Source organism: Methylobacterium sp. AC315 (assembly GCF_979253755.1).
In genome coordinates this window covers 1-25,485 of sequence record NZ_CEEDEA010000021.1, presented here as the reverse complement: position 1 = coordinate 25,485, position 25,485 = coordinate 1, and the positions used below count along the sequence as shown (strand labels likewise).

Here is a 25,485-nt window from a genome sequence, read left to right as displayed (position 1 = left end):
CCTTGCGCGGAGGCGCCTTCCGCGGCACTGCGCCAGCGTGGTGCTGCGGCGCCTGAGGCAGGACCAGGCACATGACGACGAGTACGGCGGCGCGGACGTCGGGTAGTGATCTTGACCCCGGCGCCATCCTGGCCCGCCTCGACCGGCTGCCGCCGACGCGCACGATCTGGCGTTTCGTCGCTCTCCTCGGCCTCGGCTTCTTCTTCGAGCTCTACGACCTGCTGTTCACCGGCTACGTCGCCCCGGGGCTCGTGAAGGCCGGGATCCTCACGCCGACCACGCCCGGGCTGTTCGGCGCGAGCGGCGTGGCGAGCTTCGTGGCGGCCCTGTTCACCGGGCTGTTCATCGGAACCCTGGTCTGCGGCTGGCTGGCCGACCGGTTCGGGCGCCGGGCGATCTTCACGTGGTCGCTGCTGTCCTACACCGCCGCCAACGTCGTGATGGCCTGCCAGACCGACGCGTTCGGGCTCAATCTCTGGCGGCTGATCGCCGGCATCGGTCTCGGCCTGGAGATGGTGACCATCGGCAGCTACCTCTCGGAGCTGGTGCCGAAGGCGATCCGCGGCCGCGCCTTCGCCCTGTGCCAGGGCATCGGCTTCACCGCCGTGCCGGTGGTGGCCTTCCTGTCCTATCTGCTGATCCCGACGGCGCCGCTGGGGATCGACGGCTGGCGCTGGGTCGTGCTGATCGGCGCCACCGCGGCGATCGGGGTCTGGTGGCTGCGCGCCGGCCTGCCGGAGAGCCCGCGCTGGCTGGTCGAGCGCGGGCGGCTCGCGGAGGCCGACGCGGTCCTGCGGCGCCTCGAAGGCCAGGTCGCCGCCGAGTACGGCCGCCCCCTGCCGTTGCCCGCAGCGCCGGAGCCGGTGCAGCGGCGCGGCGCCTTCGGCGACCTGTGGGTGCCGCCGTACCGCCGCCGGGCATTCATGATGGCCGGCTTCAACGTGTTCCAGACGGTGGGCTTCTACGGCTTCGCCAACTGGGTGCCGACGCTGCTGGTGGCGCAGGGCATCACCATCACGTCGAGCCTCGCCTACACGGCGCTGATCGCGCTGGCCGCCCCGGTCGGGCCTCTGATCGGCCTGGCCATCGCCGACCGGTTCGAGCGCAAGCACGTCATCGTGGCCGCAGCCCTCGTCTACATCGCCTGCGGGCTGACCTTCGCGCAGACCCGCGACGTGTCGGCGATCATCGCGCTCGGGATCGGCCTGACGCTGGCCTCCAACGTGATGTCGTACAGCTTCCACGCCTACCAGGCCGAGCTGTTCCCCACCGGCATCCGCGCCCGGGCGGTGGGGTTCGTCTATTCGTGGAGCCGCTTCTCGGCGATTTTCACGGGGTTCGTCATCGCCTTCGTGCTGCGCGAGGCCGGCACCCCGGGGGTGTTCCTGTTCATCTCCGCGGCGATGCTGGCGGCGGGGTCGCTGGTCGGGCTGCTGGGACCCCGCACCCGCGACGTGGCGTTGGAGAAGATCGCGGGGTGAGGGGCGCATGCCTGCGAGGGCCATGCGTGCTCGCGTGACGGTATGATCGAACAGGCGAAGCCTCGGATGACGGTCCGCCTCGACGTTGCGACCACGTCCGAACCGGATGCCCTGGTTTGTGGGCCGGCGATCGACCTTGATGCCGTCGAGGTGTCCCACCTCGTCATCGTGGTCGAGGGGCTCTCACCGGGGATCAAGTCGGTGGATACCGAGGCAAAGCGCGTCGGCTATTTTTAAATCGCCAGCGTCGCGCACGACCTGATCATCGATCCGGTCAAGCGTCTGATCGCTCACCACAGACGCGCCTTGGAACGCCCGATCGAAGCCCGCATCGGAAGCCGAGGGCCCCTCGCTCCGACCCCGCCCGGCCTGAGCCTGTCGGTGGCCGAGCTGTTCGCCGATCTCCCGCCCCCGCAGCGCCCGCGGCTTGATCCGATCCGAGGCGGATGTCACAGCGGCGCAAACGCGAATCAGGACACCCGGATGACCACACCCCTCGATCTCCTCGTGCTCGGCAACGCCATCGTCGACGTGATCGCCCGCACGGACGACGCCTTCCTGGACGCCCAGGGGGTGACCAAGGGCGCGATGCAGCTGATCGACGAGGAGCGGGCGGAGACGTTGTTCGCTGCGATGGGCCCGGCCACGATCGTCTCGGGCGGCTCGGGGGCGAACACCGCGGTGGGCGCGGCCCTGCTCGGCGCCAAGACCGGCTTCGTCGGCAAGGTCCGGAACGATGAGCTCGGCGGCCTGTTCGGCCACGACCTCAAGGCCACGGGCGTCGGCTTCACGGTGCCGCCCGCGACCGAGGGGCCGGCCACGGCCCGCTGCTTCGTGCTGGTGACGCCCGACGGCGAGCGCACGATGAGCACCTATCTCGGCGCCTGCCAGGGGCTGAAGCCCGAGGACGTGGACCGGGCGCTCGTCGCCTCGGCCCGGGTGGTCTATCTCGAAGGCTATCTGTGGGACCCGCCCGCCGCCAAGGATGCGTTCCGCAAGGCGGTCGAGATCGCCCACCAGGCCGGCAACGCGGTGGCGCTGACGCTGTCGGACGCGTTCTGCGTCGGCCGCTACCGGGACGAATTCCTGGGCCTCGTGCGCGACGGCAGCATCGACATCCTGTTCGCCAATATCGGCGAGCTCCAGAGCCTCTACCAGACCGACGATCCCGAGGCCGCCGTGGCCGCCCTGCGCGACGAGCGCAACGCCCGCGGCAGGCACCTGCTCGGCCTGGTCACCCGCTCGTCGGACGGCGCCCTGGTGGTGCAGGGCGGGGAGGTCCGGTCCGTCGAGGCGAGCCCGGTCCGCGAGGTGCTGGACACGACCGGGGCCGGTGACCTGTTCGCGGCCGGGTTCCTGGCCGGGCACGCCCGCGGCCTCGACAACGTCGCCAGCGCCCGCCTCGGCACTTTGGCGGCCGCCGAGGTGATCCAGCACATCGGCGCGCGCCCCCAGGCCGATCTGGTCGGCCTCGCCAAGGCGCGCGGCCTGCTCTGATCCGGCGCTTCAGGCGGCCCGCACCGTCGCGAGGAAGCGCGTCACCTCGCTCCGCAGATGCTCGAACCGGAGCGACAGCTCGGACGCCGAGCTGAGCACTTGGTCGGCCGCTGTCCCCGTCTGATTGGCGGCGTCCGCGACGCCGGAGATGCTGCTCGTCACCTCGCCGGCGCTCGACGCCGCCTCGGTGACGTTGCGGGCGATCTCCCGGGTCGCGGCCCCCTGCTCCTCGACGGCGGCCGCGATCAGGGTCGCGACCGCGCTGATCTCCTGGATCCGCCCGCCGATGCGGCCGATGGCCGAGACCGCGTGGTCGGTCGAGGCCTGGATCCGCCCGATATGGCCGCCGATCTCGTCCGTGGCCCGGGCGGTCTGGCTCGCCAGCTCCTTCACCTCGGCAGCGACCACGGCGAAGCCGCGCCCGGCCTCGCCGGCGCGAGCCGCCTCGATGGTCGCGTTGAGCGCCAGCAGGTTGGTCTGTCCGGCGATGCTGGTAATCATCGTGACCACGTCGCCGATCCGGGCGGCGGCACCGCTCAGCTCTTGCACCAGATGAGCCGTTGATGCGGCGTCCTCGACGGCGGCCTGGGTCAAAGCCGCGGCGCTGGAGACCTGACGGCCGATCTCCTGGACGGAGCTTTCGAGTTCCTCCGCCGCCGAGGCCGCGGTGTTGACGCTGGCAGCAGCCAGTTCGGCCGCGCTCGCCACCCGCAGGGATTGGCTGGCGGTGCCGGAGGCCGTGCTGGTCATGGTGGCGGCGGTGGCCTGCAGCGCCGCGGACGCCCCCGAAACCGTCCCGATGATGCCGCCGACGGACCCCTCGAAGGCGTCGGCGATGTGGCGCATGCCCGTCTTGCGCTGCTCCTCGGCGTCCGCCCGGGCGCGCGCGGTTTCCGCCTCCAGCGCCTGAGCATGGATCAGGCCGTCCTTGAACACCTGCACGGACGCGGCCATGGCGCCGATCTCGTCGCGCCGAGCGGCGTGGGGCACGGCGACGGTCAGATCCTGCGCCGCCAGCCGCGCCATGATCCCGGTCATGGCCCGGATCGGACGGGCGACGCCGTGCAGGATCAACCAGAGAGCTCCGGCCGTGGCGACCAGGCCCGCGATCAGCAGGGCGGCCGTGACGGTCCAGGCGGTCGCGTAGGCGTCCTCGGCCCGCTGCGTCGCGGCCTGCGTGCCGGTGGCGTTGACCTTGGCGAGGTCCGCCAGCGCCCCGAAGGCGTTCACCAGGGGCGTGCGGGCCGGCGCGATGGCGTCGCGGCCTGCATTGCGGTCACCGCGCCGGAGAGCCGCCACAATCGGTTCCCGGGCGGCGAGATAGGCCTGCCAACGCGCCTCGAACGCATTCCACAGGGCGGTCTCGTCGGCGGATCCGATATGAAAGCGGTACTGCCTGAACTTCTCCGGGATGGCCGCGTCCATCTCGGTGAATTCGGTGTCGAGGTCGCGGTTTTCGGCGCTTTCCTCGGCGATCACCCTGCGGATCGTGGTGGTGTGATACCGGAGTGCCAGGAACTGAAGCTCGTCCAGCTCGCGATTCTTCACGTTCCAGACGTCCCGCATCTCCCTGGCCGAGTCGTGAACCGCCTTGATGCTCACGATGTTCGATAGGGAATTGGCGATCAGAAGGATGAATCCGACGAACGACGCCAAGAACAACCGAACAGTGATGCTGCGCCCCAAGTTCATCTCGCTGCCTCTCCAAGCCAATGGCTCGAACCTTAGCGCAGGAGCGTGACAACAAGGTTTTAGCGTTCGCTGCGTCGTCCAACCCACGAGCCGTCATGAGCGGGGATACGGGACGAAAATCTTGGCGGCGCTCGCCTTATAGCCTGGGTCGTCTTGCCGATCCCAATTTCAAGGCGAGGATCCAACGGATCAGGGTTGCAGCAGCACCTTTCCCATCGCAGCCCGGCGGGTCAGCAGCCCGAAGGCCTCCGGAAACTCGGCCAGCGGGTAGGTACCGTGAACCTGCGCGGTAAGCTTGCCCTCGGCGACCCAGGCCAGCAGCCGGCGCTGGTCGGCCCGGTGCGCCTCCGGCTCGCGGTCGAGGAAGGCGCCCCAGTGCACGCCCTGCACGTCGAGTTCCTTCAGGAGCATCAGGTTGAGCGGCAGCCGCGGGATGCCGCCGGCGGCGAAGCCGATGACGAGGTAGCGCCCACGCCAGGCCAGGGCGCGCAGGGCCGGCTCGGCGTAGTCGCCGCCGACCGCGTCGTAGACCACGTCGACCCCGCCGCCGCTGATCCGGCGCAACGCCTCCTTCAGGGTCGCGGGATCGTAGACCAGCGTCGCCTCGGCGCCGTGGGCGCGGGCGACCGCGAGTTTTTCCTCCGAGGAGGCGCAGGCGATCACCCGGGCGCCCATCAGCCGGCCGAGTTCCACCGCGGCGAGGCCGACGCCCCCGGAGGCGCCGAGCACGGCGAGCCACTCGCCCGGCTGGATGCGCGCCCGGTTGGCCAGCGCGTGCAGCGAGGTGCCGTACGTGATGGTGAGCCCGGCCGCCTGCGCGTCCGGCACGGCCTCCGGCACCGGCGTGAGCTTGCCGGCATCGACGGCGATCAGCTCCGCGCAGCAGCCGTATCCAGCATGGACGATGACCCGGTCGCCGACGGAGACGCCTATGGCGCCCTCTCCCAGCGCCTCGACCACCCCGACGCCCTCGCCCCCCGGCGAGAACGGCAAGGGCGGCTTCACCTGGTAGCGGCCGGCCACGATCAACGTGTCGAAGAAGTTGAGGGCGGCGAGCCGGATCCGCACCAGGGCCTGCCCGGGGCCCGGCACCGGATCGGGGCGATCCACGATCTCCAGCTGCTCCGGCCCGTCGAGCCTCGTGCACAGCAGCGCCCGCATCCTGTCCTCCCGGTTGGTGTCTTTCGCTCTGTGAAGGCCCGGACCGGCGGCGGGGTCAAGCCGTCCCGATCATCTCGCGGATGCGGGCGCCCAGAACCTCGACTCCGAACGGCTTGGTGATCACCTGCATGCCGGGGGCGAGCGGGCCGTTGCCCAGCACGGCGTGCTCCGCGTAGCCGGTGATGAACAGCACCTTGAGGCCCGGGCGCGTGACTCGGCCGGCCTCGGCCATCTGCCGCCCGTTCAGGCCGCCCGGCAGCCCGACATCGCTGACCAGTAGGTCGATGCGCACGTCGGATTGCAGCACCTTGAGGCCGGCGACGCTGTCGGCCGCCTCGATCGCCGTGTAGCCGAGATCCTCCAGCACCTCGGTCACCAGCATGCGTACGGTCGGCTCGTCGTCGACCACCAGCACGGTCTCCCCCGGCGCCGCCCGGGCTGGCGCGCCGAATGCGGCGTGCGGGTCCTCCTCGGCCACGGCGCCCCGGTGGCGGGGCAGGTAGAGGCAGACATCGGTGCCGCGGCCGAGTTCGGAGGCGATCCGCACCTGGCCGCCCGATTGCTGGGCGAAGCCGTAGATCATCGACAGGCCGAGGCCGGTGCCCTGCCCGATCGGCTTGGTGGTGAAGAACGGCTCGAACACCTTGCCGACGATCTCGGGCGCCATGCCGATGCCGGTATCGGCGACGCGCAGCAGCAGGTACTGGCCCGGCGGCAGGTCGTGGCACCGGGCGGCGCGGGCGTCGAGCCGGGTGTTGGCGGTCTCGATGGTGATGCGGCCGCCCTCGGGCATTGCGTCCCGAGCGTTGATGCACAGGTTGAGCAGGGCGTTCTCGAGCTGCGGCGGGTCCACCAGGGCCGGCCACAGGTCCGGGTCGGCCGTCACCGCCACGGTCACGGCGGGGCCGACCGTGCGGCGGATCATTTCCTCCAGGCCGGCCACCAGACGGTTCACGTCGGTGGGCTTCGGGTCGAGGGTCTGCCGGCGCGAGAAGGCGAGGAGGCGGTGCGTCAGGGCGGCGGCGCGCTTGGACGCGCCCTGGGCGGCGCTGATGTAGCGGTCCACATCCATGAGGCGCCCTTGGGCCAGCCGGGTCTGGATCAGCTCCAGCGAGCCGGAGATGCCGGCGAGCAGGTTGTTGAAGTCGTGGGCCAGACCGCCGGTGAGCTGGCCGACCGCCTCCATCTTCTGCGATTGCCGCAGGGCCTCCTCGGCGGCAGCCAGCGCGTCGGCCCGCTCGCGCTCAGCGGTGAAGTCGCGCCCGACCGCGTTGATCACCCCGTCGCCAGGCCGGGCCGCCCAGGTGATCCAGCGGTAGCTGCCGTCCCGGTGGCGGTAGCGGTTGTCGAAGCGGGCCTGGCTGCGCCCCGCGGCCAGTTGCTCCCCGCCCGCGGCGGTGCGGCCCAGGTCGTCCGGGTGGACGAAGCCGATCAGGTTGGTGCCGACGAGTTCGTCGGCCCGCCAGCCCAGCACCTCCGTCCAGGCCGGGTTCACGGCGGTGATCGTCCCGTCGAACAGGCAGCGCAGCATCATGTCGGAGGAGAGGGTCCACAGGGCGTTGCGGTCGGCGGTGCGCTCCTCGACCTGCAGGGCCAGGGAGGCGTTGAGGTCGCGCAGTTCCGCGAGCGCCGTCTCCAGCCGGCCCCGGCTCTCCGTGAGGGCGACGTCGGCCAACACCCGGCCGGTGGTCTCGTTGGTGAGGATGAACAGGCCCGCGACCGCGCCGTCCGCGTCGAGCACCCGCGAATACGAGAAGGTCCACCAGGTGTCCTGCGCGCCTCGGTCGGTGTCGAGCCGCCACGGCAGGTCGATGAACCGCTCGGGCCGGCCCTCCATGGCCGCATCGATGATCGGCTTGGCCTGCGCCCAGCCATCGGCCCAGACCTCCTCGAACCGCGCGCCCATCGCCCAGGGCAGCCGCGGCCCGAGCAAGGGGACATACGTGTCGTTGAAGAAGAAATGCAGATCCGGCCCCCAGGCCAGGATCATCGATTCCGGCGAGTTGAGCACCAGCGACAGGGCCGTCCGGAGCTCCGCCGGCCACGTCGTGGGCGGGCCGAGGGGGTGGCCGGTCCAGTCCCGCGCACGAATCATCCGCGCGGCCTCGCCGCCGCCGGAGAGGAAGGCCAGGGGGTCGGTCACGGGATGATGGTCATCTGCATCATGGGTGATGCCGCGTATGACCGTCTTCGACCGTGCTTCCAAGGCGTCTGGACTTGCATTGAAGATCGACCGTCATGACCCACGTTCAGCGCTTCCGTCTGACCGAAGATAATGCCGCGGCCCACGCAGCCGCGGACCAGTTGTTCGCGGTGGTCTGGCGCGCACTCGAGATCGTCCTGCCTCTCGAGACGGAGATCCTGCACGTCGGCGCCACCGCCATACCGGGCTGCTTGACCAAAGGAGATCTCGATATCGTGGTGCGTGTCGAGCGGCAGGCCTTCGCCATCGCTGAACATTGCCTCGCGGCACGCTTCACACGCAACGGCGGGTCGGTCCGCACCGATGACTTCGCGGCGTTCCAGGATGACGGCTGGACGCCGCACCTTGGGATCCAACTCACACTCAAAGGCGGCCCCTTCGATGTATTCCACCGTTTCGCTGCGGCCCTGCGCGCCGATCCCGAACTGGTAGCCCGCTACAATACTCTGAAGCGCGCCCACCACGATCACCCGATGACGGTCTATCGCGCCGCCAAAGATGCGTTCATTGGCGACGTCCTGCAATCCTGCCCGCCGTCTTCGTCGCGCGACGACGGTTAGAGCGCTCCCCGCCGAATTGGATACCGGTTCGGCGAAAGCGAGGGCGCCGAATCGAGGACCGAGAGCCGGTCCCGGGGACGGCGCAGGCTAGACGACCTCAATGCGCCTCCTGCCAGTTCCCCGCCGCGTTGGCCTCCACCACCAGCGGCACCCGGAGCGTCAGAGCCGGCGCCGGCGCCTCCTCCATTACGCCGCGGATGATCGGGATCGCCCGCTCGACCTCGTCCTCGGCGGCCTCGAAGACCAGCTCGTCGTGCACCTGCAGCAGCATGCTGACCTTGAGCTTCTGCGCGGCGAGGGCCGTCTCCATCCGGGTCATGGCGCGCCGGATGATGTCGGCGGCCGAGCCCTGGATCGGGGCGTTGATCGCCTGGCGCTCGACGCTGGCGCGCTCGGACGGGTTGTTGGAGCGGATCTGCGGGTAGTGGCAGACCCGGCCGAACAGCGTCGTGACGTAGCCTTTGTCCCGGCAGATCTTCTTCGTGCTGTCGATGTAGTCTCGGATACCCGGGAACTGCTCAAAATACTGTTTGATGAACGCCGACGCCTCCTCCCGGCCGATGCCGAGGCGATCCGCCAGCCCGAAGGCCGAGATGCCGTAGATGATGCCGAAGTTGATGGTCTTGGCCCGGCGCCGCAGGTCGGGGGTCATGTCCTTGAGCGACACGCCGAACATCGCCGAGGCGGTCGCCGCGTGGATGTCGATGCCGTCCGCGAACGCTTTGCGTAGCTCCGGGATGTCGGCCATGTGGGCCAGGAGCCGCAGCTCGATCTGCGAGTAATCCGCCGAGATCAGCCGGTTGCCAGGCGCCGCCACGAATGCCCGGCGGATGCGCCGGCCCTCCTCGGTGCGGATCGGGATGTTCTGCAGGTTCGGCTCGGACGAGGACAGGCGGCCCGTGGTGGTGGCGGCCAGCGAGAACGAGGTATGGACCCGCGCCGTCTCCCGGTCGGCATGGGTCTGGAGCGAATCCGTGTAGGTGGATTTCAGCTTCGACAGCTGGCGCCACTCCAGGATCTTTTTCGGAAGCTCGTGCCCGGCCTGGGCCAGTTCTTCGAGCAGGGTCGCGGGTGTCGCCCACTGGCCGGAGGGCGTCTTCTTCGCCCCCGGCAGGCCCATCTTGCCAAACAGGATGTCGCCGATCTGCTTGGGCGAGCCGACGGAAAACTTTTCGCCGGCATCCTCCTGGATCTCCTCCTCCAGGCGGACCAGGATCTGCGAGAAGTCGCCGGACAGCCGGCTCAGCATCTCGCGGTCGACCCGGATGCCGCGCTGCTCCATGCGGGCGATCACCGGCAGGAGCGGCCGTTCCAGGGTCTCGTAGACCGCCACCCGCCGCTCGGCGACGAGGCGCGGCTTCATCATCCGCCACAGGCGGAGCGTGACGTCGGCATCCTCGGCCGCGTAGGCGGTGGCCTTGTCGATCGCCACCCGGTCGAAGCTGACCTTGTTCCGCCCCGTGCCGGCCACGTCGGAGAACGTAATCGGCTGGTGGCCGAGATGGCGGCGAGCCAACTCGTCCATGCCGTGCCCGCCCTTGCCGGCGTCGAGCACGTAGGAGATCAGCATCGTATCGTCGAACGGCGCGATCTCGATGCCGTAGCGGGCCAGCACGACCCAATCGTATTTGAGGTTCTGACCAACCTTCAGCACCCCGGGATTCTCGAGGAGCGGCTTCAGCCGGGCGATGGCCGCGTCGAGGGGGATCTGGCCGGGCACCGACTCGGCCACGTCGGAGGCCGCCGCGCCCTCGCCGAACAGGTCGGTGGAATCGGCCTGCACCTTCGCGGCCTGGATATGGGCCAGTGGGATGTAGCAGGCCCGCCCGGTGGCGGTGGCCAGGGAGACGCCGACGAGCCCGGCCTTGTGCGCGTCGAGCGCGTCGGTCTCAGTATCGACCGCGACCACCCCGGCCTCCTCGGCCTCGGCGATCCAGGCGTCGAGCTGCTCCAGGGACGCGACGGTCTCGTAGGCGGCGGTGTCGAACGGCGCTACGGCCTCCGCGGCGCGGGCGGCAACGACGTTGCCCGGCGTCGCCTCGATCGGTGCCCGGGGCTTGGCCGGCGCGTCCGGCAGGTCGAGATCCGCGAACGGGTCCACCTCGCCGCCGCCGGGTGGGGCGGCGCCCGGCGGCCGCTCGGCACCGGCCACCGCAGTCTCGGGATCGGGCGGCACGGAATCGCCGAAGAACGGCACCGCGTCGCCGCCGCCGCCGGCGTTGCCGTAGCCGTGGGGCCTCGCCCCGGGCAGCAGCGCCGGATCGGGCCTTACCGCCTCGGGGTCGACATGCAGCATCTGGGCGATGCGGCGGGTCAGGGTGTTGAACTCCATCGCCTTGAGGAAGCCGACCAGCTTCTCGGGATCGGGCTTGGGCACCGTGAGGTCGTCCAGCGGCACCGGGACGGCGACGTCCTCCATCAGCGCCACCAGCTTGCGCGACAGCTTGGCCTGCTCGACGTTGGCCAGCAGGGTCTCGCGGCGCTTGGGCTGCTTGATCTCGCCGGCCCGCTCCAGCAGCGCCTCGAGGCTGCCGAACTCCTTGATCAGCGCCGCCGCGGTCTTCAGGCCGATGCCGGGCACGCCGGGGACGTTGTCGGAGGTGTCGCCAATCAGCGCCAGCGCGTCGCCGATCTGGTTGGGCTGCAGCCCCTCCCACTTGGCGATGATCGCCTCGACGTCGAGGTTGCGCTCGGGCCGATAGCCGGCCTTGCCCTTCGAGCCCGATTCGAAGTCGTAGAACCGGACCAGCGGCCCGACGAGCTGCATCAAGTCCTTGTCGGACGAGACGATGATGACGCCCGCGCCCCGGGCCTCCGCCTGCCGCGTATAGGTGGCGATCAGGTCGTCCGCCTCGTAGCGCACCAGCTCCACCGCGTGCAGGCCGAAGGCCCGCACCGCGTCACGCATCAGCGGCATCTGGCGCTTGAGGTCGTCCGGCGCGTCCGGGCGATGGCCCTTGTAATCCGGGAACATCTCCTTGCGGAACGAGCCCTCGGACTTGTCGAAGATGATGCCGAGATGGGTCGGCATGATGCCGGCGGCGCCCTCCTGCAGGAACTGGGCTATCTTCGTGCAGAACAGCCGCACGGCGCCGGTGGGCAGCCCGTCCGAGGGACGCGAATTGTACTTCTGGTCCTGGTTGATCGACTGGAAATAGGCCCGGAAGATGAACGACGAGCCGTCGACCAGGATCACCTGATCGCCCGGGCCGACTTTCTTGGGACTTGCGGCGGCGGTCTCGACGGTCATGGGCGCTCGACTGTCATGGGCGAAGGCGTCTGGGGCGAAGGCGTCTCGGGGCGATCAGGGCGCGTGCGATCCAGCTCGGCACGGCAGGCCGCCATCGGAAAGGGTCATTCGTCGTGGACGGTGAGCCAGACGATGTCCAGAGTCAGGCTGTCGTAGCCGTGGTGATCGACGCTGCCAGCTCCCGCGATCAGTCGCCACGGCACCTCGGGATACCGGGCCCTCGCGGCAGCGCTCAGGCGTCGGCTCCCTCCAGTCACCCCGTCCAAACGCGAGTGCCGGGGATCAGCCGCGATGGCCGATCACGCCGCGAGCTCGCGGCCGATCTCCTCCACCCGGCGCAGGTCGTCCACGAACGCCGCGTAGGCGTCCGCTTTGGCCTCGTCGGGCAGGCGCAGCAGGTAAGACGGGTGGACCGTGATGAAGCCCTGAAAGCGGTTGTCGAAGCGGTCGAACCGGAACGGGCCGCGCGCCCGGGTGATCGGCACCGCCTTCCCGGTGAGCGCCAGCACCGCGGTGGCGCCGAGCGCGACCACGAGCTTCGGGGCCACGAAGTCGAGTTCCCGGTCGAGCCACCAGCGGTAGTGGCTGACCTCGCCGGCCGTGGGCTTCTGGTGGATCCGGCGCTTGCCGCGCTCCTCGAACTTGAAGTGCTTGACCGCGTTCGTGAGGTAGCTCGCCCCCCGGTCGATCCCGGCCTCCGCCATGGCCCGCGAGAGCAGTTGCCCGGCGGGACCGACGAAGGGGCGGCCCTGCCGGTCTTCCTGGTCGCCCGGCTGCTCGCCCACGAAGGCGATCGCCGCGCCGACCGGCCCCTCGCCGAGAACCGCCTGCGTGGCGCCCGGGACCAGCGGCTCGGTGCGCTTGATGATCGCGTTCAGTTCGTCGAGCGTCTTCGGGTCCTGGTCGGCCATGGCGGCGACGGCGCGGGCGGGTTCGCGGCGTGTGGGCAAGGTCGGCTCCCTCTCGATCATGGCTTCGGTCCGGCCCGCCGCCGCCCGGACGAGGGCGGGGATCGCTGCGGTCTCGGGCATGTTGCGCCAATACTTCTTGGGCATTTCCGCCCGCATGGCCTTCAGGTTGGTGCGCGCCGGGTTGAACGTGCTCTCGTAATAAGTCTGCCAGCCGGCCTCGAAGCCGTCGCCCTCGGGGAGCGCGGCCCGGTCCCCGGGCGGCCCGTAGGTCAGGGTGTCGGTATCCCAATGCGCCGACCCGTCCGGCGTTAGGATCGACCAGCGCATGCCGCGGAAACGCGCGACGAAGAACGGCGCGGCCGCCTCCAGGATGTGGTGATCGGGCTCGAACCACGCCACGAAATGCTCCCCGCCCGAATCCTCGGCGCGGCGGAAGCGCAGGAACGCGTGCATCTTGTGCAGGTCGCGCCCGATCGCCTTCGCCATCCGGTGGAGGCGGTGGACCAGGGGGTCGCTACCGACCTCCATCAGGTGTCGCTCGCCCTGGCAGACCCGCCAGATCAGGGCGTAGAGCAGCCCGTAGCGCTCCGGATCGCGGTGCGGGATCACCTGGGGGATCAGGCCGGCGACGGGTTTCGGCAGGGCGAGCGGACCGGCCGGAGCCTGGGTCGTCTCGGCGCCGAACAGGCCGGGGGAATCCGTCACCGACCACGTCACCGCCTCAGGCGGGAAGCCTTGCGCGACGAGCCTGCGGGCGGCATCGCGGAAACCTGTGAGATCGGCGCCCGGGCGCAGGAGGATGCTCTGCGGTGAATGCGCATCCCCTCCTCCCGCAGGAGGAGAAGAGTCGGACGCACCTCCGGCCTTCATCAGAACAAGCTCAGCTGCCGGGCCGGTTCGACCAGCCGTTCGCGCAGGTCGGCTCGGTCGATGAGCCCGACCGGGCGGTGGTCGGCCGCGATCAGGAACGGCCGGGCGCGCTTCAGCCCCGATGTCAGGCGGGCGACGTCGTCGAGGCGCAGGGTCGCGTGGCGGCGCGCCGTCACGATCTTGTCCACGGCCTTCGCGCCGAGACCGGGAACGCGCAGCAGCCACTCCCGGTCGGCCTTGTTCACGTCCACGGGGAATTTCTCGCGGTGCTTGAGTGCCCAGGCCAGCTTGGGGTCTATGTCGAGGGCGAGCATGCCGCCCTCTGAGGCGTCGGCGACCTCGTCGGGGGTGAACTCGTAGTACCGCAGCAGCCAGTCGGCCTGGTACAGCCGGTGCTCGCGCTGGAGGGGCGGCGGCTTCGGCGGCAGGATCGCCGACCCGTCCGGGATCGGGCTGAACGCCGAGTAGTAGACCCGCTTCAGCCCGACGCTGCCGTAGAGATGCGCGCTCTTGCGGATCAGGGCCTCGTCGGTGGTGGCGTCCGCCCCGACGATCACTTGGGTCGAGTGCCCGGCCGGGGAGAAGCGCCGCTTCTCGGCCTTGGCCTCGACGATGCGCTCGCCGATCTGCGCCATCGCGTTCTGGATCGCGGCGCCGTCCTTCTCGGGAGCCAACCGCTGCAGGCTCGCTTCGGTCGGCAATTCCACGTTGATGGAGAGCCGGTCGGCGTAGAGGCCCGCCTCCTCGATCAGCCAGGGGCTCGCCTCAGGGATCGACTTGAGGTGGATGTAGCCGGCAAAGCCATGGTCGCGCCGGAGCGACTTCGCCACCCGGGTCAGCAGCTCCATCGTGTGGTCGGGCGACTTGATGATGCCCGAGGACAGGAACAGGCCCTCGATGTAGTTGCGCCGATAGAAGTTCAGGGTGAGGTTCACGACCTCCTCCACGGTGAACTTCGCCCGCCGGACGTTCGAGGAGCGCCGGTTGATGCAATACGCGCAGTCGAACAGGCACCAGTTGGTCAGCAGGATCTTCAGCAGCGAAACGCAACGCCCGTCCGGCGTGTAGGCGTGGCAGATGCCGGCCCCGGTGGTGGAGCCGAGCCCGTCCTTGCCGGCCGCGCGCTTGGGCGCCGCCGAAGAGGCGCACGACGCATCGTACTTCGCAGCATCTGCCAGGATGCGCAGTTTCTTGGCCAGCGTTTCGTCCATCGAACAGACAATGAACCACATGCCCCAAGAGGCAAGGCCGACCCGTCGCCGGCCCCCGTCCGCGATGCCGCACCCGACGGATGACCGAGGTGCGGCCCCTCAATCAGGCTCGTCCGGGTCGGCATCCACCACCCGGCGGGCAAGATCGTAGGAAAAACCCGCCCGGGCCAGGGCGCCGAGGTCGCGGTCGCGGTAGAGCGCCCTGGTGTCGGGCCGACGATGCACTCCGAGGCGCCGCCGCTTGGCGTAGGCGTGCGCCGCCCGAATCTCGATATCGGCGGCCTCCGCATCGGGGATCGCCTCGCGCTCGGCCTGCATCGCTGCCTCGACCACGTCGCGGGGCACCCCCTTGGCGGCGAGCTTCGCCGCCGCGCCCCGGCTGGACGTGCCGCGCCGGCGCAGGGTGGCGAGCCGGGCGTCGGCGAAGCGGACGTCGTCGACAAGGCCGGCGGAGACCGCCCGCGCCACGGTGGCGTCGACCATCTCGGCGAAGGGGGCCGGATCCTCGCCGCGCAGCCGCGCACGCTTGTCGACCCGCCGCGCCAGGGTCCGGCGCAGCATCTCGGTCGAGGCGCTGTAGCGTTCGAGGTAGTAGAGCGCGACCCGCTGCAGCCAGGCGGCGCTGACCGGTCCGGGCGGCCGGCGCTCCGCGTTGCGGTCTTTTCCCGCAGGGCGTCCGCGTGGCCCGGTCTCTGCAACGTTTGGTGGTTTCACCGGTTCTTCACGATCTCGACAGGTTTGCGTTCCATGACTTGGGGATGGAACGCGCGCAACGCGACAGGCTCGGCCATGGTCCGCAGCAAAGTCCTTCGCCCGATCTCACCCACGGCCCGTGGCGGCGACGCCTGCGCGCCGCGGCGACGATCCTGATGCGCCGCGAGTGGCTCCTGGTTCTGGTAGCCTTCGGGCTGGCCGCGGTCGCGGCCGGCATCGTCTATCTATCCCGGCCGACCACGCTGACGGTGGCGGTCGGCCCCCAGGACGGAGCCGAGGCCGCGCTGATCGAGGCCTACGCGAACGCCCTCGACCGGAGCCGCGAGGACGTGCGCCTCAAGGTCGTCCGCTTCTCGGACGTGCGCGACAGCGCCCTGGCGCTCCAGCGCAACCGGGCCGACCTCGCGGTGGTGCGGCCGGACGTGTTCCTGCCCGAGAACGGCCTGACGCTGGCGATCCTGCACGACGAAGCCCTGGTGATCGCCGCGCCGGAGGCCTCCGAGATCGAGGACGTGCCGGCGCTGGCGCGCAAGCGTCTCGGGATCGTCGTGCGCCACAGCGCCGACCTGCCGTTCCTCACCAACCTTCTCTCCTTCTACGACCTTCTGCCCGACAACCCCGGTGCGGATGCGCCGGAGGCCGAGCCGGCGGCCGAGATCGCATCCGGCCACGTGCAGGTGGTGCCGCTGAAGCTCGGCGAGGTCGCGACGGCGCTGTCCGAGAAGCGCGTCGACGCGGTGGCGGTGATCGCCAGCCCCGCCTCGAAGATCGCGGGCGCGGTGGTGCGAGCCATTGAGCAGGGTTCCCCCGATCGGAAGATCGGGTTCGTGTCGATCCCGGACGGGGACGCGATCCTGCAGCGCTTCCCCGAATTGCAATCGCTGTCGATCCCGGCCGGAACCTTCGGCGGCCGTCCGAAGCGCCCGGACGAGGAGGTCCGCACCGTCGGCGCCTCCTACCGCCTGATGGCGCGGGGCTCGGTCAGCCGGGTCGCGATCGCCTCGGCGACGCAGCACCTGTTCGAGTGGCGCTCGCGGCTCGCCGCCGCGGCCCCGGCCGCCAAGCTGATGAAGGCGCCGGATTTCGACACCACGGTCGCGGCGACGTCGGCACGCCTGCCGAACCATCCCGGCGCCGTCGACTATTTCGAGCGCGAGCAGCAGACCTTCCTGGATCGCTACGAGGATTACATCTACCTGCTGGCCTTCTTCGGCGGCACGATCGGCTCCGGCATCGCCTGGATCGGGCAGCGGCTGGCCCGCAAGCGCCGGGAGCGGATCGACATCGTGCTCGACCGCCTGCTCGACATCATGCGCGAGGTTCGGGCCGCCACCAGCGCGGCCGAACTCGACACGATCGCGATCGAGACGGACGGGCTCGTGGCCGACGTCGTCTGCTACGCCCGGGAGCGCAGCATCGACGCCCGGACCGTGAGCGCGCTGATCCTGGCGGTGGACGGCGTCCACGCGGCGATCTCGGACGCGCGGCGGCGGGCCGACGATTCGGCGCCAGGGGCGACGGCCAAGCGGCGCACCGCGCGGCTGCTGGCCCTCAACCTGCCGGCCGCGGAATAACGGTGGCCGTCCGCGCCGGCGCCCGCGTCGACGCGGAATGGTATGCGGGTCGGGAGGGACCACTGTGTCCCGTGCATCACCGCCCGGCTGGCGGCGTAGGCATATCATGCTAACGGGGGGCATGTTCGATCCCGCCGCCGCCCTCGAAACGGTCCTTGCCAACCTCGACCGCGAAGCCCGCGAGCCGACCAAGCTGCGCGCCGCACTCGTGCCCGAGTTGCGCCGGGTCATCGAGGACGGCCACCGCGCCGCGGAGGCGCAGCTTCTGCAGGACCGCAACGGCCTTGGCTGCGCACAGGCCTTGTCGAACCTGACCGACGCCGTGGTGCAGACGATCCACGACGCGGTGGTGCGGCAGCTCTACCCCAACGACAACCCCTCGACCGGCGAGCAGCTCGCCGTGGTCGCCACCGGCGGCTACGGCCGGGGCACGATGGCGCCGGGCTCCGACATCGATCTGCTGTTCCTGCTGCCGTACAAGCAGACCGCGTGGTCGGAGAGCGTCGTCGAGGCGATGCTCTACGTCCTGTGGGACCTGAAGCTGAAGGTCGGCCACGCCACCCGCTCCGTGGAGGAATGCCTCCGCGAGGCAAAGGCCGACATGACGATCCGCACCGCGCTCCTCGAGGCGCGCTACCTGTTCGGCACCCGGATCCTGTTCGAGGAGCTGGTGACGCGCTTCGACGCCGAGCTGGTGATCGGCTCGGCCGCCGAGTTCGTCGACGCCAAGCTGCGCGAGCGCGACGCCCGGGTCTCGAAGGCGGGCACCTCGCGTTACCTGGTCGAGCCCAACGTCAAGGACGGCAAGGGCGGCCTGCGCGACCTGAACACGCTGTTCTGGATCGCCAAGTACACCTACCGGGTGCGCGACCAGATCGAGCTCGTCGGCGCCGGCCTGTTCACCCAGGAGGAATACGCGCTGTTCGAGCGCTGCGACGAGTTCCTGTGGCGGGTCCGCTGCCACATGCACTTCGTCACCAAGCGGGCGGAGGAGCGGCTGTCCTTCGGGCTGCAGCCGCGGATCGCCGAGCGCTTCGGCTACGAGGCGCGGGGCGGCCTGTCCGGGGTCGAGCGCTTCATGAAGGCGTATTTCCGCGTCGCCAAGGACGTGGGCGACCTCACCGCCATCGTCTGCGCCGAGCTGGAGGCGCGCCACGCCAAGCGCACGCCGGTGCTCGACCGCTGGATCGGCCGGTTCCGCGACCGCTTCCGCGCCACCGCGATCGAGGCCGAGGATTTCTGGATCGACCACGGCCGGGTGAACCTGCGCGCCGAGGACGCGTTCGAGCGCGACCCGGTCAACCTGATCCGCCTGTTCTGGCTGGCCGACCGCCACAACCTCGCGATCCACCCGGACGCCAAGCGCCTGGCGAACCGGTCGCGCCGGCTCATCACCCCGACCCTGCGGGCGGATCCGGAAGCCAACCGGCTGTTCATCGACATCCTGACCTCGCGCAACGCCCCCGAGGAGGCCCTGCGCGAGATGAACGAGGCCGGCGTGCTGGGTCGCTTCATCCCGGATTTCGGCCGCATCGTCGCGATGATGCAGTTCAACATGTACCACCACTTCACGGTGGACGAGCACCTGCTGCGCACCGTCGGCATCCTGGCTGCCATCGAGTCGGGCCGCGCCGAGGAGGCCTACCCACTGGTCTCGCGCCTGATCCACACGATCCACAACCGCACGGCGCTCTACGCCGCGATCCTGCTGCACGACATCGCCAAGGGCCGACCCGAGGACCACTCGATCGCCGGGGCGGCCATCGCCGCGCGGCTCTGCCCGCGCTTCGGGCTGACCGAGGCCGAGACCGAGACCGTGGCCTGGCTGGTCGAGCATCACCTGCTGATGTCGATGACCGCGCAGAGCCGCGACCTGTCGGACGGCAAGACGATCGAGCGATTCGCCTCGGTGGTGCAGAGCCTGGAGCGGCTGAAGCTCCTGACCATCCTGACGGTGGCCGACATCAGCGCGGTCGGCCCCGGGGTCTGGACCGCCTGGAAGGGCACCCTGGTCCGCACCCTCTACGATGAGACCGAGGTGTTCCTCTCGGGCGGCCATTCCGAGATCGCCCGCACCGACCGGGTGCGCCTGGTCCAGATGAGCCTGCGCGAACAGCTGCCCGGCTGGGCCTCGGAGGAGTTCGATGCCTACGCGGCGCGCCACGGCCAGGCCTACTGGCTGAAGGTCGACAGCCCGCGCCAGATCAAGAACGCGGTCTTCCTCCGCGACGTGCTGAGCGAGGGCCGCACCAGCGCCACCGACGTGGCCCTGGATCCGGTGCGGGGCGTGACCGAGGTCACGATCTACTCGCCGGACCACCCGCGCCTGCTCGCGATCGTCACGGGGGCCTGCGCGGCGGCCGGCAGCAACATCGTCGATGCGCAGATCTTCACCACCACCGACGGCTTCGCCCTCGACACGATCTTCATCTCCCGGGCCTTCGAGCGCGACGAGGACGAGCTGCGCCGGAGCAGGCGCATCACGGCCGCGATCGAGCGCTCCCTGAAGGGCGAGATCCGCATCGCCGACCTCGTGGCCGACAAGCACCCGCCGACCAGCGCCCAGGCCAAGACCTTCCTGGTGCCGCCGGATGTCGGGATCGACAACGCCCTGTCGAGCCGCGAGACCGTGGTGGAGGTGACCGGCCTCGACCGGCCGGGCCTGCTCTACGAGCTGACCACGGCGTTCGGCCGGCTGTCGCTCAACATCACCTCGGCGCACGTGGCCACCTTCGGCGAGCGCGCGGTGGACGTCTTCTACGTCACCGACCTCACCGGCACGCGGGTGACGCAGCCCGACCGGCAGGCGGCGATCCGCAAGGCGATGCTCGAGGTGTTCGCGGGCGACGTCGCCGTCCTCCGGGCCGAGGGCCTGGAAGCCCTGGTCGCCGCGCCGCCGCCGCGCGAGGCGTGAGCGTGCGGGTTGATTTCGGCCGCCCCGGGCCAGATATCAGCGCCGAATTCGATTCTCCTCCCCCCTCCTTGCCGACGACTGAACCGCGATGACGAGCAACGACATGTCCCAGGACGACCAGCGCCAGACCACGGTCGAGGCCGGTGCCAGCGCGGCCCAGGAGACCACGTCGCCGGGCACGGGCGCCGCCGCGGCGTCCGTCGATCCGGTGGCCGAGGCCCTGGCCCTCCTCACCGCCGAGCGCGACGAGCTGAAGGACCGGATGCTGCGCACGCTGGCCGAGATGGAGAACCTGCGCCGCCGGACCGAGCGGGAGATCGCGGATGCGCGCGCCTACGCGGTCACGAACTTCGCCCGCGACGTTCTGAATGTCGCCGACAACATCCACCGGGCCCTCGACAGCGTCCCGGGGGACGCGAAGGCCGCCGCGGACGGCGCCTTCAAGGGGCTGATCGACGGCATCGAGCTGACCGAGCGCGACTTGGCCAAGACCCTGGAGCGGCACGGGGTGAAGCCCGTCGAGCCGGAGGGCCAGAAGTTCGACCCGAACCGGCACCAGGCCATGTTCGAGGTGCCGAACCCCGATGTCCCGGCCGGCACCGTCGTGCAGGTCGTGCAGACCGGCTACGTGATTGGCGAGCGGGTACTCCGCCCGGCGCTGGTCGGCGTCGCCAAGGGCGGCCCCAAGGCGGCCGCGAACCCCGCCGACGCCGCCTGATCAGCGGATCTGCCCCGACGCGTCCGCGCAAGGCAGCGCGGTCGCGAAGTCCGCGATGAACCGCGCCGTCTGCCGCGTCTCGACCGGCGACCACGGATCGCGGGCGACCAGACCCGCCTCGACTTCAAGACGTCGATTGCAGGCGCAGGCCGGCAGCAGCCCTAAAGCTGGATCCGGCCAGCAGGCATCGTGATGCGCGCAAGCGAGATCGAGCGCGTCGATCGGCGCGTAGCCGGGGCCGCGGTTCCCCGGACCACAGAAATTGCCGTGGATCAGGAGCGCGCCCCGGCTTGAGGGCCCGGGCGGCACGATCTCTTGCGCAGCCGCGGCACCGACGGTGAGACCGAGGGTCAGCAGGGCCGTCGCAATGGGGGGCAGGCTGGGAGCGTTCACGGCCGATCCTGCATCGGTGATGCCTCCTGACGCCACGCGGCGGGACCGGCGCGGCATTCGGCATCCGTGTGACCCCGACTGGCGCGGACGATCCCGGCCGGCCGATGGATTCGCGGAGCCGAACACCGTGCATTGCGGCCGAGCGGAACGATATCGTCAAGATCGCTCGCCGCGAATGTTGACTAAAATCGGTACTTCACACCGGCACGCGTCGACGCGGATCCCAAATCCTGTTTGCCGGCACCGCAATACGTCGGATCTCTGACGTTGTAGTATCCAGCCGGCTGACCCGGTGGCTGAACCGGAGATGCCCAGCCCCTCCATCCTGGCGAAGCGTTCTTCCGCAGCTGCCTGGGCCAGACCGCGTATTCGAGGCCCCTGCCCGTCGCACCAGCCGAGCGCGCGCCGCGCCCGGGCGGCGGTCGCGCGAGGCTTCAGAGGGCGAGCAGCAGCAGCCCGATGACGGTCACGGAGAGGATGAGGCAGAGGGCGAGATCGAGGATCGGCGCACCGCCGCAGTTCGGCACCTGGCGATCACGGTCGGTCATGACCCGGAACACGGCGTTCACGACCGGGAACCCACGCGTGGGCGGCTCAGCGCGGCGTCCGTTTGCAGGTGCGGGTGCCCATAGGCGTGGAGAGCCGCCGCGTTCCGTAGGATGACGGGTGCGGCGGCCTGCGACCCCGTCGTCTCGCCGGCCCGGTGAGCCGTGTCGGCGACGGCGGTCCCCAGGGCCGGCAGTGCGAGCGCTGTGAGGAGGCAGGCGATCCGCCGCAGCCGCGGCACGGGATCGGATTGGCGGGGCCGAGATGGCGCCTTCGTGGGCAGCGTGAGCGGCGGCAGCGCCTCGGCGGTCAGTCTGCGCATCTTGGCACTCATCGTCCTAGCCCCGTCAAGAACGTGGGAAATTTGACCACGCATCTCAGTTATGTGTGTAAAATTCCCACGTCAACGAAAAATCGGCGGTCCGGGGTGTGGTTGCACACCTCGTGGGATTGTCTCCCACGACACATCGTCTAACCCTACGAGCATGTCCGAGACCCCCGCCACGAAACCGGAGGGCGCCAGCCTGCATGCGCCGCTGGCCCGGCTGCTGCGCCCGCTGGTGCGCCTGCTCGTAGCGCGCGGGATCACATTCCCGGCGCTTACCGACCTGTTGCGCGAACTCTACGTGAACGTCGCCGAGTACGACTTCGCTCTGCCCGGCAAGGAGCAGACCGACAGCCGGGTCTCGTTGTTGACCGGCATCCACCGGAAGGAAGTGCGGCGCCTGCGCGGGGCCGGGGCGCCGGTGAGCGCCGTGCCGGCCGTGGTCTCGCGCACGAGCCGGATCATCGCACGCTGGATCGCCGACCCGGCCTTCACCGATCCGCAGGGCCAGCCGCTGCCGCTGCCACGGACAGCGGATGCGGGCGCGCCGTCCTTCGAGGTCCTGGTCTCCGGCATCACCCGCGATTTGCGCCCCCGCGCGGTGCTCGACGAGTGGCTCGACCGCGGGCTCGCCTCCCTGGACCCGCAGGACCGGATCGTTCTGGCCGAGGCGGCCTACGTGCCGCGCGGGGACGGTTCGGCCGAGCCGCAGCTCTACTATTTCGGCCGCAACCTGCACGACCATATCGCGGCCAGTGTCGCCAACATTGTCGGCGACAAACCGCGCTTCCTCGAGCGGGCCGTGCATTACGACGGGCTGTCCGAGGCGCTTGCGGTCAAGCTCGAGGCGCGGGCCCGCGAGATCGCCATGGAGGCCCTGCAGCAGGCCAACCGCGAGGCGCATGCCGCCTGCCAGACCGATTCCGGCGGCGATCACCGGTGGAACTTCGGCCTCTACGTCTACGCCGAGGCCGCCCCGCCGGCCCGGTCCACGGACGGGCGCTGAGAGGCAGGCCGGTGCAATCCTCGCCAAACCGCCGATTCGTCCTCCGCCTGCTCGCGGGCACCGCCAGCCTGCTGCCGGGCGCCGCCCTGCCCCAGGAAAACCCGCGCGACCAGGGCATCGGCGGCACCGGCATGAAGATGACCGACGAGCCGAAGGACGGTGCCCTCGGCGAGGGCGACCGCGGCATCGGCGGCACCGGGGTGATCGGCACGATCCGCCGCTTCGGCTCGATCGTCGTCAACGACCTGCGCATCGCCTACCCGCCCGAGGTCGCGGTGGAGATCGACGGGGAGCCCGCCAAGGCGGCCGACCTGAAGATCGGCCAGGTCGTGCACGTGGTCGCCCGGCCGGAGCGCGGCGGCCTGGGCACAAGCCGCATCGCCGTGGTCAGCGAGGTGGTCGGGCCGGTGGAATCGCTCGCGCCCGGGCGGATGATCGTGCTCGGCCAGCGGGTCTCCACCGGTGACCTGGCGGGGGACTGGAAGCCCGGCACCCGCGTCGCCGTGAGCGGCCTGCGCCGGCCGGACGGCGTGATCGTGGCGAGCCTGATCGAGCCGCGCAGCTTCGGGCCCGACCGCGTCGCCGGGCCGGTGCGCCGCGACGCGGGCGGCGGCCTTTCCATCGGCGGCCTGCGCCTGAAGGGAGCCGACGTCCTGCCCCCGGGCCAGCGCGCCCTGGTGACCGGCGCCACCGAGGCCGGCGCCTTCGCCGTGACCAACGCCGCCCAGGTCGGGCTGCCGTTCCCGCCCGGCCTGAGGACGGTGTCGGTCGAAGCCTATATCGGTCGCGCCGGCGGTGGTCTGGACCTCGGTTCGGGCCTCGCCGTGTCGGGACGCGCAGGCCTGCGCGTCCCGCGCCAGGGCAGCGTGCGCGGCGTCCTCACCGCCGACATCGCCCCGGATGGCAGGCTCACGATGGAGCGACTGCGGATCGACGACCGGATCGCGCCCGATCGCCTGCAATCGCCGGACGCGCCACGCTTCGAGCGGGAGCGCGACCGCCTCGACCTGCAGAAGCTGCCCGACCTGCCCGAATTGCCCCGCAATGTCCCCGAGCGCTTCGGCACCGAGCCGGGCCCCCGGCAGAGCCCGTTCGGGGGGCTCGGCGATTCCCACGGCCCGGCGATCGACACCCGGCCCGGGGCCGGCCGCATCCCCGGCGCGGACGGGCCCGGCGGGTTCGGTGGGCCGCGCGGCGGCTTCGGCGCGGTCCCGGGAGGTCCCGGCGGGGGATTCGGTGGCCCGGGCGGAGGACCGGGCGGTTTCGGCGGCCCACCCAGCGGCGGCCGGCGCTGAGGCTTGCCGCCCATGCGATCCCACCTCCGCGGCTTTAGTTTCTCTCTAGCCTTCCGCCTCGCGCGCGAGCAGGTCGCGCTTGCGGTCCACGCCCCAGCGGTAGCCTGACAGGGATCCGTCCGAGCGGACCACCCGGTGGCACGGGATCGCCACCGCGAGGTGGTTCGCCCCGCAGGCCTGGGCAACGGCCCGCATGGATGTAGGCGCCCCGATGGCGCGGGCGATGTCCGCGTAGGTAGCGGTCGATCCAACCGGGATCGCCCGCAAGGCCGCCCAGACGCGCTGCTGGAAGGCGGTGCCGCGGATGTCGAGGGGCAGGTCGAGGCCGGTGCCCGGCGCCTCCACGAGCCCGATGACCCGCGCCATCCAGGCCTCGAACGCGGGGTCGCCACCCTCGATCTCGGCCCCCGGGAACCGGTCCTGCAGGTCGCGGACGAGAAGTTCGGGGTCGTCGCCGAGCAGGATCGCGCAGAGGCCGGCCTCCGTGGCGGCGACCAGGATCGCTCCCAGGGTGCAGGCGCCGACGCCGAAGCGCATACGGATGCCGAGCCCGCCCTTGCGGTAGGCGGCAGGCGCCATGCCGAGCCGCTGTGCGGCGCCGGCGTAGAACCGGCTCGCTGTCGCATAGCCGGCATCATAGAGCGCCTCGGTGACGGTTGACGCTCTTGGCAGCGCGGCCGCCAGGGCCCCGGCCCGTCGGGCCTCCGCGTAGGCTTTGGGGGTCACCCCGGTGGCGGCTTTGAACACCCGGTGGAAATGGTACGCGCTCAGGCCGGCAGCGCGGGCGAGCTCGGACAGCGGCGGCACCGTCTCGGCGGATTCGATCAGCCGGCAGGCCCGGGCCACGGCCTCCGCCCGGCGCACGGACGGACCGGGCTCGTCCGGCCGGCAGCGGCGGCACGGCCGGAAGCCGGCTTCTTCCGCCTCCGCGCAGGTGCGGTGGAAGGTGACGTTCTCGGGCCGGGCCGCCCGCGACGGGCAGCTCGGGCGGCAATACACCCCCGTCGTGCGGACCGCGTACACGAAGGTGCCGTCCGCCCGCCCGTCGCGGGCGGCGAGCGCCGCCCGGCGGGCGGCCTCCTCGGGATCGGCTGTCGGGGGAACGCTCATGGCGGGACTATGCGGCGGCGCAGGCGCATTGGGGAGGGGCAGGCGGGGGAGAGG

The 25,485-nt window shown here is 70.8% G+C and carries 20 protein-coding genes; 9 read left to right on the top strand and 11 right to left on the bottom strand.

Going from position 1 to position 25,485, the window contains the following annotated elements; translation table 11 throughout:
- The first annotated feature begins 71 nt into the window (after positions 1-71).
- The 3 genes from AC0IY0_RS23985 (at position 72) to AC0IY0_RS23975 (ending at position 2,978) form a co-directional block, all read left to right on the top strand.
- Entirely contained in the window at positions 72-1,481 is a 1,410-nt protein-coding gene (locus tag AC0IY0_RS23985; RefSeq protein WP_147940513.1) for an MFS transporter, read from the top strand.
- Between the two features lie 66 nt (positions 1,482-1,547).
- Entirely contained in the window at positions 1,548-1,718 is a 171-nt protein-coding gene (locus AC0IY0_RS23980) for a hypothetical protein (protein WP_471765837.1), read from the top strand.
- A gap of 246 nt (positions 1,719-1,964) precedes the next feature.
- On the top strand, positions 1,965-2,978 hold the full coding sequence (locus AC0IY0_RS23975; protein ID WP_419830860.1) for an adenosine kinase: 1,014 nt from the start codon (positions 1,965-1,967) through the stop codon (positions 2,976-2,978).
- Between the two features lie 9 nt (positions 2,979-2,987).
- Here AC0IY0_RS23975 and AC0IY0_RS23970 read toward each other — a convergent pair whose 3' ends face one another.
- The 3 genes from AC0IY0_RS23970 to AC0IY0_RS23960 all read right to left on the bottom strand — a co-directional run bounded on the left by AC0IY0_RS23970 (position 2,988) and on the right by AC0IY0_RS23960 (position 7,974).
- Entirely contained in the window at positions 2,988-4,670 is a 1,683-nt protein-coding gene (locus AC0IY0_RS23970; protein ID WP_471765835.1) for a methyl-accepting chemotaxis protein, read from the bottom strand.
- A 189-nt stretch (positions 4,671-4,859) separates the two neighbouring features.
- Positions 4,860-5,831: an NADPH:quinone oxidoreductase family protein gene (locus AC0IY0_RS23965; RefSeq protein ID WP_471765834.1), complete on the bottom strand. Its 972-nt coding sequence runs from the start codon at positions 5,829-5,831 to the stop codon at positions 4,860-4,862.
- 55 nt (positions 5,832-5,886) lie between these two features.
- Complete coding sequence (locus tag AC0IY0_RS23960; RefSeq protein WP_471765832.1) at positions 5,887-7,974, bottom strand: hybrid sensor histidine kinase/response regulator; 2,088 nt, start codon at positions 7,972-7,974, stop codon at positions 5,887-5,889.
- Between the two features lie 95 nt (positions 7,975-8,069).
- Here AC0IY0_RS23960 and AC0IY0_RS23955 point away from each other — a divergent pair, with 95 nt between their 5' ends.
- The gene (locus tag AC0IY0_RS23955) at positions 8,070-8,594 is read left to right on the top strand and encodes a GrpB family protein (protein WP_471765830.1); all 525 of its coding nucleotides are present in this window, start codon (positions 8,070-8,072) and stop codon (positions 8,592-8,594) included.
- 97 nt (positions 8,595-8,691) lie between these two features.
- On the opposite strand, the gene polA is transcribed toward AC0IY0_RS23955, so the two are convergent.
- The 4 genes from polA to AC0IY0_RS23935 all read right to left on the bottom strand — a co-directional run bounded on the left by polA (position 8,692) and on the right by AC0IY0_RS23935 (position 15,550).
- Positions 8,692-11,844 carry a DNA polymerase I gene (gene polA / locus AC0IY0_RS23950; protein ID WP_419830863.1) on the bottom strand — a complete coding sequence of 1,051 codons (3,153 nt, stop codon included), beginning with the start codon at positions 11,842-11,844 and terminating at the stop codon, positions 8,692-8,694.
- A 299-nt stretch (positions 11,845-12,143) separates the two neighbouring features.
- On the bottom strand, positions 12,144-13,625 hold the full coding sequence (locus AC0IY0_RS23945; RefSeq protein WP_187193418.1) for a UdgX family uracil-DNA binding protein: 1,482 nt from the start codon (positions 13,623-13,625) through the stop codon (positions 12,144-12,146).
- Positions 13,625-14,836, bottom strand: coding sequence for a putative DNA modification/repair radical SAM protein (locus tag AC0IY0_RS23940; RefSeq protein WP_471765828.1), 1,212 nt, complete (start codon positions 14,834-14,836; stop codon positions 13,625-13,627). Before AC0IY0_RS23940 ends, AC0IY0_RS23945 begins: the two co-directional genes overlap by 1 nt.
- Positions 14,837-14,935: 99 nt before the next feature.
- Positions 14,936-15,550, bottom strand: coding sequence for a regulatory protein RecX (locus AC0IY0_RS23935; protein ID WP_147909336.1), 615 nt, complete (start codon positions 15,548-15,550; stop codon positions 14,936-14,938).
- Between the two features lie 155 nt (positions 15,551-15,705).
- Between AC0IY0_RS23935 and AC0IY0_RS23930 the strand changes: the two genes are divergently transcribed.
- From AC0IY0_RS23930 to grpE, 3 genes are all read left to right on the top strand, one after another.
- Positions 15,706-17,124: a TAXI family TRAP transporter solute-binding subunit gene (locus AC0IY0_RS23930; RefSeq protein WP_147909348.1), complete on the top strand. Its 1,419-nt coding sequence runs from the start codon at positions 15,706-15,708 to the stop codon at positions 17,122-17,124.
- Between the two features lie 121 nt (positions 17,125-17,245).
- Entirely contained in the window at positions 17,246-20,038 is a 2,793-nt protein-coding gene (locus AC0IY0_RS23925; RefSeq protein ID WP_147909335.1) for a [protein-PII] uridylyltransferase, read from the top strand.
- An 88-nt stretch (positions 20,039-20,126) separates the two neighbouring features.
- Positions 20,127-20,756, top strand: a complete 630-nt coding sequence (gene grpE, locus AC0IY0_RS23920) for a nucleotide exchange factor GrpE (RefSeq protein ID WP_471765827.1) — start codon at positions 20,127-20,129, stop codon at positions 20,754-20,756.
- Here the strand turns inward: grpE and AC0IY0_RS23915 are convergent, their stop codons facing one another.
- The 3 genes from AC0IY0_RS23915 to AC0IY0_RS23905 form a co-directional block, all read right to left on the bottom strand.
- Complete coding sequence (locus AC0IY0_RS23915) at positions 20,757-21,149, bottom strand: hypothetical protein (protein WP_471765825.1); 393 nt, start codon at positions 21,147-21,149, stop codon at positions 20,757-20,759.
- Between the two features lie 434 nt (positions 21,150-21,583).
- Positions 21,584-21,718 (bottom strand): hypothetical protein, encoded by a 135-nt coding sequence (locus AC0IY0_RS23910; RefSeq protein WP_461229960.1) that lies wholly within the window; start codon positions 21,716-21,718, stop codon positions 21,584-21,586.
- A complete protein-coding gene (locus AC0IY0_RS23905; protein WP_471765823.1) occupies positions 21,715-22,017 on the bottom strand; it encodes a hypothetical protein in 303 nt (100 codons plus the stop codon). Before AC0IY0_RS23905 ends, AC0IY0_RS23910 begins: the two co-directional genes overlap by 4 nt.
- 163 nt (positions 22,018-22,180) lie before the next feature.
- On the opposite strand from AC0IY0_RS23905, the gene AC0IY0_RS23900 reads away from it, so the two are divergent.
- Both AC0IY0_RS23900 and AC0IY0_RS23895 read left to right on the top strand, forming a co-directional pair.
- Positions 22,181-23,026 carry a DUF6502 family protein gene (locus tag AC0IY0_RS23900; RefSeq protein WP_147909331.1) on the top strand — a complete coding sequence of 282 codons (846 nt, stop codon included), beginning with the start codon at positions 22,181-22,183 and terminating at the stop codon, positions 23,024-23,026.
- A gap of 11 nt (positions 23,027-23,037) precedes the next feature.
- Complete coding sequence (locus tag AC0IY0_RS23895; RefSeq protein WP_471765822.1) at positions 23,038-24,321, top strand: DUF5666 domain-containing protein; 1,284 nt, start codon at positions 23,038-23,040, stop codon at positions 24,319-24,321.
- 45 nt (positions 24,322-24,366) lie between these two features.
- On the opposite strand, the gene ada is transcribed toward AC0IY0_RS23895, so the two are convergent.
- Complete coding sequence (gene ada / locus AC0IY0_RS23890; RefSeq protein ID WP_419830866.1) at positions 24,367-25,431, bottom strand: bifunctional DNA-binding transcriptional regulator/O6-methylguanine-DNA methyltransferase Ada; 1,065 nt, start codon at positions 25,429-25,431, stop codon at positions 24,367-24,369.
- Positions 25,432-25,485 lie beyond the last annotated feature (54 nt).